This is a genomic window from Inquilinus sp., assembly GCF_057815775.1.
The window spans coordinates 1-8,665 of record NZ_JBYRFX010000892.1; the positions used below are offsets into that span (position 1 = coordinate 1).

Annotated in this window: 9 protein-coding genes and 1 pseudogene; 5 read left to right on the forward strand and 5 right to left on the reverse strand. The window is 68.1% G+C overall.

The features are described 5' to 3' along the window. Positions 1-38 precede the first annotated feature (38 nt). Positions 39-734: a YggS family pyridoxal phosphate-dependent enzyme gene (locus AC3XYG_RS31950; protein WP_489143923.1), complete on the forward strand. Its 696-nt coding sequence runs from the start codon at positions 39-41 to the stop codon at positions 732-734. On the opposite strand, the gene AC3XYG_RS31955 is transcribed toward AC3XYG_RS31950, so the two are convergent. After that, on the reverse strand, positions 721-1,221 hold the full coding sequence (locus tag AC3XYG_RS31955) for a L,D-transpeptidase family protein (RefSeq protein ID WP_489143924.1): 501 nt from the start codon (positions 1,219-1,221) through the stop codon (positions 721-723). The genes AC3XYG_RS31950 and AC3XYG_RS31955 overlap by 14 nt on opposite strands. Before the next feature lie 57 nt (positions 1,222-1,278). Here AC3XYG_RS31955 and AC3XYG_RS31960 point away from each other — a divergent pair, with 57 nt between their 5' ends. From AC3XYG_RS31960 to AC3XYG_RS31975, 4 genes are all read left to right on the forward strand, one after another. Further along, the gene (locus AC3XYG_RS31960; protein ID WP_489143925.1) at positions 1,279-1,998 is read left to right on the forward strand and encodes a winged helix-turn-helix domain-containing protein; all 720 of its coding nucleotides are present in this window, start codon (positions 1,279-1,281) and stop codon (positions 1,996-1,998) included. Next, entirely contained in the window at positions 1,995-2,243 is a 249-nt protein-coding gene (locus tag AC3XYG_RS31965) for a hypothetical protein (protein ID WP_489143926.1), read from the forward strand. Before AC3XYG_RS31960 ends, AC3XYG_RS31965 begins: the two co-directional genes overlap by 4 nt. A 41-nt stretch (positions 2,244-2,284) precedes the next feature. Then, positions 2,285-3,118, forward strand: a complete 834-nt coding sequence (locus AC3XYG_RS31970; RefSeq protein ID WP_489143927.1) for an MBL fold metallo-hydrolase — start codon at positions 2,285-2,287, stop codon at positions 3,116-3,118. A 264-nt stretch (positions 3,119-3,382) separates the two neighbouring features. Next, on the forward strand, positions 3,383-4,273 hold the full coding sequence (locus AC3XYG_RS31975) for a class I SAM-dependent methyltransferase (RefSeq protein WP_489143928.1): 891 nt from the start codon (positions 3,383-3,385) through the stop codon (positions 4,271-4,273). A gap of 54 nt (positions 4,274-4,327) precedes the next feature. On the opposite strand, the gene AC3XYG_RS31980 is transcribed toward AC3XYG_RS31975, so the two are convergent. The 4 genes and pseudogenes from AC3XYG_RS31980 to AC3XYG_RS31995 all read right to left on the reverse strand — a co-directional run. Continuing rightward, positions 4,328-5,515: an ABC transporter permease gene (locus AC3XYG_RS31980; protein WP_489143929.1), complete on the reverse strand. Its 1,188-nt coding sequence runs from the start codon at positions 5,513-5,515 to the stop codon at positions 4,328-4,330. Next, a complete protein-coding gene (locus AC3XYG_RS31985; RefSeq protein ID WP_489143930.1) occupies positions 5,512-6,510 on the reverse strand; it encodes an ABC transporter permease in 999 nt (332 codons plus the stop codon). Before AC3XYG_RS31985 ends, AC3XYG_RS31980 begins: the two co-directional genes overlap by 4 nt. Positions 6,511-6,547: 37 nt before the next feature. After that, on the reverse strand, positions 6,548-8,455 hold the full coding sequence (locus tag AC3XYG_RS31990) for an ABC transporter substrate-binding protein (protein WP_489143931.1): 1,908 nt from the start codon (positions 8,453-8,455) through the stop codon (positions 6,548-6,550). After that, positions 8,452-8,665, reverse strand: a pseudogene (locus AC3XYG_RS31995) (ABC transporter ATP-binding protein); the annotation flags it as partial. The pseudogene AC3XYG_RS31995 and the gene AC3XYG_RS31990, both read right to left, overlap by 4 nt.

The window sequence follows — 8,665 nt, forward strand, 5'->3', positions numbered from 1 at the left end:
CGTTGCAATCCCGCATCGTTGTGCCGGATTGTCGCACTATGACGGCCATCACACTTGCAGCGAACTTCGCCGAGATCGGCACCCGGATCGACGCCGCGGCGCGCGCCGCTGGCCGTGACGCGGCGGCGGTCACCCTCGTCGCCGTGTCAAAGGTCCAGCCGGAAGATCGGATCGAGGCGGCCCTGGCCACCGGCCAGCGCATCTTCGGTGAGAACCGGGTGCAGGAGGCGGAGGCCCGCTGGGCCGGCCGGCGCGCGGCGCGGCCGGATCTGCAGCTGCACCTCATCGGGCCGCTGCAGACCAACAAGGCCAAGGATGCCGTGCGCCTGTTCGACGTGATCGAGACGGTCGACCGGCCGAAGCTGGCCCGCAGCCTGGCGGAGGCGATGGCCGCTGCCGGCCGCCGCCTCGACTGCCTGATCCAGGTGAACACCGGCGAGGAGCCGCAGAAGGCCGGCGTGGCGCCCGGCGAGGCCGAGGCCTTCTACCGGCTCTGCGCCGAGGAGTGCGGCCTGTCGATCCGCGGCCTGATGTGCATCCCGCCGGTGGAGGAGCCGCCGGCGCTGCACTTCGCCCTGCTGGCCGACCTGGCGGCGCAGCTGGGCCTGCCGGTGCTGAGCATGGGCATGAGCGACGATTTCGAGACCGCGATCCGCTACGGCGCCACCCATGTCCGGGTCGGCACCGCCTTGTTCGGCGCCCGCGTTCCGCCGCCCCCGCCTACGGAGGCGTGATCACCAGCGTGTCGCCCCGCCGGGCGACGGCCAGCAGATCGACCAGGGCGGGCCGGGCGAGGGCGACGCAGCCCTCGGTCGGCCCCCAGTCGGGCCGCGCCAGGTGGATGAAGACCGCGCTGCCCAGGCCGGCAACCGGCGGGTCGTCATTGTGGCCGATGACGATGACCAGGTCGTACAGCGCATCGTCCCGCCACATCCGCTCGTGCCGGGCCGGGTGGGGCAGGCGGACCGGGCGGTTGTAGGCGGGATCCACCGGGTCGTCGCACCAGCCGTCTTCGGGCCCGATCGCGGTGCAGGGCAGGGCGGTCGCCGGGGCCGGGCCGCGATCCGGCCGGACCAGCAGCCGGCGCAGCAGGAAGCGGCCGACCGGCGTCGCCCCGTCGCCCTCGCGCTTGTCCGGCCGCACGCCGCCTTTCCCGAGGGCGCAGCGCCGCCGCCCGGTCCCCCAATCGACCCAACCCTCGGCCGACACGACGATATCCATTTCCGCCCCCGTTCCAATCCGTCGCCATGGCCACAGGCCGTGCTAGATTGCCTGGAAATGGGCGATCACTCCGACACGACCGACACCAGGAAACGGCTTCTCCTCGCCTGCGGCAACAGCGCGTTGCGCGCGATGCTGGGCGAACAGTTCTCGGCGTCGCCGGATTTCGTCGCCCGGGCCGTCGGCGATGTCGATGCCGCGGTCGCGGCGGTGGCGGCCGGGATGGCCGATGCCGCGATCATCGATGATGGGCTGGCCGGGGTTGGAGTCGAGGCCGGCGCCGGGACGCTGACACCCTGCTGCCGGCTGCGCGCGGCCGGGCTGGCCGGGCCGATCCTGGCCATCGGCGACCGGCCGGAGCAGTTCCCCGAAGCCGATGCCGTGCTGCGCCCGCCGATCCGCATCGGCGTCCTGCTGACCAGCCTGCGCGCCGCGCTGGTGCGGCGCGGCCAGGCCCGGCCGGACCCCGATCTCGGCCCCTACCGGTTCGACCCGAGCGGCCACGGCCTGGTGCGCATCGCCGATGGCCGCGAGATCCGGCTGACGGCGAAGGAAGCGGCGATCCTGCGCCACCTGCGCGGCCAGGACGGGGCGACGGTGTCGCGCGAATCCCTGCTCGGCGCCGTCTGGGGCTATGCCTCGGGGGTGACCACCCACACGGTCGAGACCCATATCTACCGGCTGCGGCGCAAGATCGAGCCCGACCCGGCACGGCCGGCCCTGCTGCTGACCGTTCCCGGCGGCTATGCTTTCGGCGGGGAGGCCGTGCTGGGATGACGGCAAGCCGCATCGGGATGACGGGGGACCGCATCGGGATGACGGGAAACCGCATCGGGATGACGCATCTGGCGATGCCCGGCCTCGTGCGTGCCGGCGCGGCCCCGCTTCGCGCGGCTGTGATCGTGGACACAGACTCGGGTGCTGGGTTCGTGCTTTACCTCAAAGATGTCGAAAAGACCTTTTTCCTCGACTTGCATGAGTCGGTGCGCGAGAGTTCACCCCGCCGGCGTCCTCGGACGTGACGGAGGTGTTCCCGCGCGCCGAGAGCCAGACTGACGCGCCGATGGCGAAGAATAGCGATCTGATGCTCCGGTTCTGGGGCGTACGCGGTAGCATCGCCTGCCCGTCGACCTCGAACATGCGCTATGGCGGCAACACCAGCTGCATCGAGATCCGGCGGGGCGACGACCTGCTGATCATCGATGGCGGCACCGGCCTTCGCGACCTCGGCTACCGGCTGATGGAGGAGGGGCGGCCGGATGTGGACGTCTTCTTCACCCACACCCATTGGGACCATGTCTGCGGCGTGCCGTTCTTCAAGCCGGCCTACGTCAAGGGCCGCAAGGTGCGATTCTGGGCAGGGCACCTGAAACCGCAGAACAAATCGATCTACTCGGTGTTGTGCGAGACGATGATGGCGCCGCTGTTCCCGGTGCCGATCGGCGTCTTCCAGGATTGCGAGTACCATGATTTCGACTGCGGCGTGCCGATGGAGCCCTTCCCGGGCATCAAGCTCAACACCTGCTGGCTCAACCACCCGAACCTCGCCTGCGGCTACCGCATCGATGTCGGGGGCAAGAGCATCTGCATCATCACCGACACCGAGCATCGGCCGGACGGGCCGGACCCGGTGATCGTCGATTTCGTTCGCGGTGCCGACATCATGGTGTATGACGCCATGTTCACGGATGAGGAGTATCCGAGATTTGTCGGCTGGGGCCACTCGACCTGGCAGGAGGCCCTTCGCCTCGCCGATGCGGCGGGCGTCGGCCGGGCGGTCCTGTTCCACCACGATCCCAATCACGATGATGCGTTCATGGACCGGATCGCGGATGCTGCCGACCGCCGGCGTCCGGGGACGCTCGTCGCCCACGAAGGCATGACGTTGCACCCTTGAGCTTCAGCCTGCATTTCTCACACTCGGCGCCTTCTGCGCCGGTTCAACATGCCGGCAGGGCAGGAGAGTGGCGCAGCGCGATGTGGTACATCGCGCAAGCCATTCGACGCCCCCTGCCGACATGTTCAACCGGCCCGGAGGGTCGCCTTGTGGCGGCCGCCTGCGGGGGCGGGCCGCTCGACCGTATGGCCCGATACGCTCTTCGCGTCCCGCCCCCGCATACGACTCGCCTCAAGGCGACGCAGAAGGCACCGAGTGTGAAAAATGCAGGCTAGTCCCCCTGATTTCGGCCGCCGCCTGCGACGCTGGCGCCTCGGTCTCGCGACGCTGTTCGGCCGCCGGCCGAAGGGCTTCTTCATCCCCTGCAGCTATGCCGACGAGGTGCCGGACGAGATCCCGCCCTATGCCGGGCATGAGGCGTTGTTCCGGTCGTCTGAGGCGGTGTTCCAGGCTGTGCTCGACGTCATCGAATCCTATCGCGACCCGCTGCTCGCCATCGGCGCGACCGAGCGCGAATCGGTGCCGCCGCAGCCGCGCTGGATGCAGGGCTGGTTCGCCCGGCTCGACGCCGCCGCGGCCTATTCCATGGTGCGGGCGCGGCAGCCGGCCCGGATCGTCGAGGTCGGGTCCGGCCACTCCACCCGCTTCATGGTGCGGGCGGCGATCGACGGCGACCTGGCGATGGAATTCACCGCCATCGACCCGGCCCCGCGCGCGGCGATCGACCAGCTCGGCGTCACCCATCTCGAGCAGACGGTGCAGGAGGCGGGGACCGAGCCGTATCGGGACCTGGCCGAAGGCGACATCCTGTTCATCGATTCCAGCCACATCGCCATGCCCGGCACGGATGTGGATTTCCTGGTGAACCAGGTACTGCCCTGCCTGCCGCCGGGCGTGCTGGTCCATATCCACGACATCTGCCTGCCGGACCCGTACCCGTCGGAATGGGGCTGGCGCGGCTACAACGAACAGCAGATCGTGGCGCCGCTGCTCACCGGCGGCGGCTTCCGGCCGGTGTTCTCCAGCCACTACGTCGCCACCCGCATGCAGGCGGCGCTGGCCGCCGGCGTGGTCGGGCAGCTGCCGCTGCGCAAGGGCACGCCCGAAACCAGTCTGTGGCTCGAAAAGATCAGCCCGCCCCTGGCCTATCTGTAAATACTACTGGCGTGAGTCGGCTGGCGCATTTCCAGACAGGCCAGCCGGCCGGGGCTACCGATACGGGTCGGCGGCGTCGCGCAGGCCGTCGCCGAAGAACTGGAATGCCAGCACGACGATGATCACCGGCACCACCGGCAGCAGCAGCCAGGGGTAGAGCGCGACGACGTTGATGTTCTGCGCCTCGTTCAACAGCACGCCCCAGCTGGTGACCGGGGGCCTGAGGCCGAGGTTGAGGAAGCTCAGCGCCGTCTCACCCAGGATCATGCCCGGGATGGTCAGCGTGGCCGAGGCGATCAGGTGGCTCATGAAGCTGGGCAGCAGGTGGCGGAAGATGATGCGCTTCGGCTGCGCGCCCATCAGCTGTGCCGCGACGCAGAAATCCTCCTCGCGCAGCGCCAGCAGCTTCGACCGGACCGACCGGGCCAGGCCGGTCCATTCCACCAGCCCGAGGATGATGGTGATGCCCATGAACACCAGGATCGGGCTCCAGGTTACCGGCAACGACGCCGACAGCGCCATCCACAACGGCAGCTGCGGGAAGCTCTGGATCACCTCGATCAGCCGGTTGACGACATTGTCGACCCAGCCGCCGTAATAGCCGGCCAGGCCGCCGATGCTGATGCCGAGCAGGAAGCTGACGGTGATGCCGATCAGGCCGACGGTCAGCGAGATCCGGGCGCCATAGGCGATGCGGCTGAGCATGTCGCGCCCCAGCCGGTCGGTGCCGAGCAGGAAGAAGGTGCCGCCCTGGGCCGGGCAGACCAGGTGCAAATCGGCGTCGAACATCCCCCAGAACTTGTAGGCGTCGCCGTGGCAGAAGAACCGCAGCTGCTGCACCTGCGACCGGTCCTCGGTGTAGACCCGCCGCATCGAATCCATGTCGAGCGAATACTGGTAGCCGTAGACGAACGGGCCGACGAAGCTGCCGTCATGGAACAGCCGCACCTGCTGCGGCGGCGCATAGATATGGCCGGTGTGGCGGCTGTCCAGCCCGTAGGGCGCCAGGAATTCGCTGACCACGATCGAGAGATAGGCCAGCAGCAGCACGAAGCCGGAGATGGTGGCCAGGCGGTGGCGCTTCAGCTTCCACCACATGATCCGCCACTGCGACGCCAGGAAATACCGTTCCTGCTGCTTGGTCAGCGGCGCTTCCTGGTAGGGATCCCAGGCGGCCGGATTGACGTAGTGGACGGCGTCGTGCGCCGGCTCGCGGGACGGGGGCAGGGTTGCGTCGCTCATTTCACGGCCCCTCCCGACAGCCGGATGCGGGGATCCAGCACCGCCAGCGCCAAGTCCGAGACCAGCGTGCCGAGCACGGTCAGCCCCGCCATCCACAGCACGAAGGATCCGGCGAGATACATGTCCTGGCTCTGCAGCGCCGACAGCAGCAGCGGCCCCGCGGTGGGCAGGTTCAGCACCACTGAGACGATGGTGGCGCCGGAGATCAGGTGCGGCAGGATGTTGCCGATATCGGCGATGAACGGGTTCAGCGCCATGCGCAGCGGGTATTTCAGCAGGGCCCGGCGGCGGCGCATGCCCTTGGCCAAGGCGGTGACGTAATACTGCTTCTGCAGCTCATCCAGCAGGTTGGCGCGCAGTCGCCGGATCATCGCAGCGGTGCCTGACGTGCCGATGACGATCACCGGCACCCAGAGATGGCCGAGCACCGACACGAATTTGCCCCAGCTCATCGGCTGGTCCATGAATTCGGGCGACATCAGCCCGCCGATCGAGACGCCGAACCATTTGTTGGCGAGGTACAGCAGCACCAGCGCCAGCAGGAAGTTCGGCGTCGCCAGGCCGAGGAAGCCGAGGAAGGTCAGCCCGTAATCGCCGACGCTGTACTGGTGGGTCGCGGAATAGATGCCGATCGGGAACGACACCACCCAGATGAAGATCGTGGTGGCGATGGTCAGCAGGATGGTCAGGAACATGCGGTCGCCGACCACGGCGGTCACCGGCAGGCTGTATTCGAAGGACCAGCCGAAATCGCCGCGCAGCGCGTTGCCCAGCCAGGACAGGTATTGCAGCAGGAACGGCTGGTCGAGCCCGTAATTCTCGCGCAGGAACTGCATCTGGTTGGGGTCGAGCGATTCCCCGCGGCTGCGCAGCTCGTTGACCATGGTGGTCAGGTAGTCGCCGGGTGGCAGCTGGATGATGGCGAAGCTGATGAAGCTGATCGCGAGCAGCGTCGGGATCATCACCAGGATGCGCCGGGCGATATAGCTCAGCATTGTGGCCCCGCCCTGCGGGCTATGCCCGTCCCTGCCATCATGGGTCCACCCAGAAGGTATCGGGGCGGTAGATGCCGAAATGCGCGCCGGGATCCCAGGACAGGATCGCCTTGTCGGGCACGTTGTGCAGGCGGTTCTTGACCACGATCGGGGCCAGCACGCCCTGCACCGTGCCGATCGAGGTCACCTGGTCGGCCTGGATCTTGACCATCTCGCGGGTGATGGCGTCGCGCCGGTCGTCATCGGTGGTGCTGCGCCATTCGTCGTACAGCGCCATCAACTGCAGCGCGAAGGGCTCGTCCACCTTCTCGCCGGCGGTGCCCTTGGTCTGCAGGAACTGGCCCCATTTCGGATATTGCAGCCAGTTCTGGTCGATCGGCGCCAGCTCGGACGGCGGGGTGGTCTGCGTGATCAGGGCGTTGTCGATGCCGGTCCAGACCGACATCACGGTCTCGCCGGAAAAGACCCGCTGCAGGAACACGTCGCGCTGCGACTGGGTGGTGTACAGGGCGACGCCGATCTTGGCCCAGCTGTCCCGGATCAGCTGCAGGATGTCGGACTCGATGGTGCGCTCGCCCGTGCTTTCGACCACGATCTCCAGCCGGCGGCCGTTCGGCATCAGCCGGATACCGTCGCTGTCGCGGTTGCCCAGCCCGGCCTCATCCAGCAGGGCGTTGGCCTTGTCGATGTCGAACTCGGTCCACTCCGTCGCCACGGCGGCGTCGTAATAGGGCGATTCCGGCAGGACGGTGTTCTGGCTCGGCCGGGCCAGGCCGAAGAACACCACCTGGTTGATCTCGTCGCGGTTGATCGCCAGCGACAGGGCGCGGCGGAAGCGGACGTCGCGGTTCAGCGTCCGCCAGTCCTTGTCGGTGCAGTTCATGTTCGGGTACAGCGCGACCTCGGACCCCAGCGCGGTCGGCCACAGCCGGACCTTGTACGCCCCGGACTGCTGGCCGGCCTTCAGGAAGCTGATGTTGTCGAAGCGCAGGCCGCGCTGCTGCAGGTCGGCATCGCCGGCGCCGGCCTTGGCCGGAATCAGCGAGGGCTCGACGACATTGACGATGACGCGGTCGAGATAGGGCAGCTGCCGGCCCTGGCTGTCGATCCGGTGATAGTAGGGGTTGCGCACGAAGACGAAGCGGTCCGCCGGCATCGGCGTGGTGACCACCCAGGGCTCCAGCACCGGCAATTGCGGATTGGCCGAATCGATCAGCTTGCTGCGCAGGTTGTAAAGGGCGACCCAGTTGCGCATCCCGGCCTGGTGGACCATCCCGTCCAGGGTCTTGGCATCGGCGTATTTCTTGTGGAACTGCTTCAGGTAATGCGCCGGGGCGTAGATGTAGAGCGGCGCGGCCCCGGCCAGCCACGGCAGGAATTCCGGGTTCGGTTTGGACCAGGAATAGCGCACGGTCAGCGCGTCGGGATACTCGACCTTCGGCGCCTCGCCATCGACCAGCAGCCGCGTGTCCGGGCCGTAGGGCGACAGCTCCTTGTTCTGTTCGACATCCTCCCAGGCGAAGCGGAAATCATCACTGGTGAAGGGCTGGCCGTCCGACCATTTGTGGCCGGGCCGCAGATGCAGAGTGAACACCTTCTCATCCTGCACGTCGTAGGACAGCAGCAGGTCCGGGTGCAGCTTGAAGTCGGTGCCGTAGCCGACCAGCCGGGCATAGCTGTAGGTGTTCATGACCCGGAGGTCGCGGGCTCGGCCGATCATCCAGGCGATCTCGCCTCCCGGCTTGCCCGGCTGCTTGTCCCCGGCCGTCATGTCGACCACGGAGGGCACCTGCGGCACCCGCTGCGCCACAGGCGGCAGCTTGCCGGCGGCGACATCCTGCTCGTACATCGGCGTTTCGACCAGCGCCGGGACCGGGTCGGCGGCAAGGGCAGGGGCGATGCTGCCTGCCAGGAGGACGGCCAGCAGGCCGAGGATCCGGATCAAGACGCCAGCTCCATCGCCAGATCCTCGGTGGCGCGCACGAAATGGCCCTTCTCGATCTCGACCAGCCGGCCCGGCATGTCGGGCCGCAGGGTGAACGGCGCCGGCCATGCCGCGGGGTCGGAGGCGCGGCCGTCCATCAGCGCGGTGAAATCGAGGCGCCGCGACAGGTCCGGTGACGGCACCGCGGCCAGCAGCGCCTGGGTGTAGGGG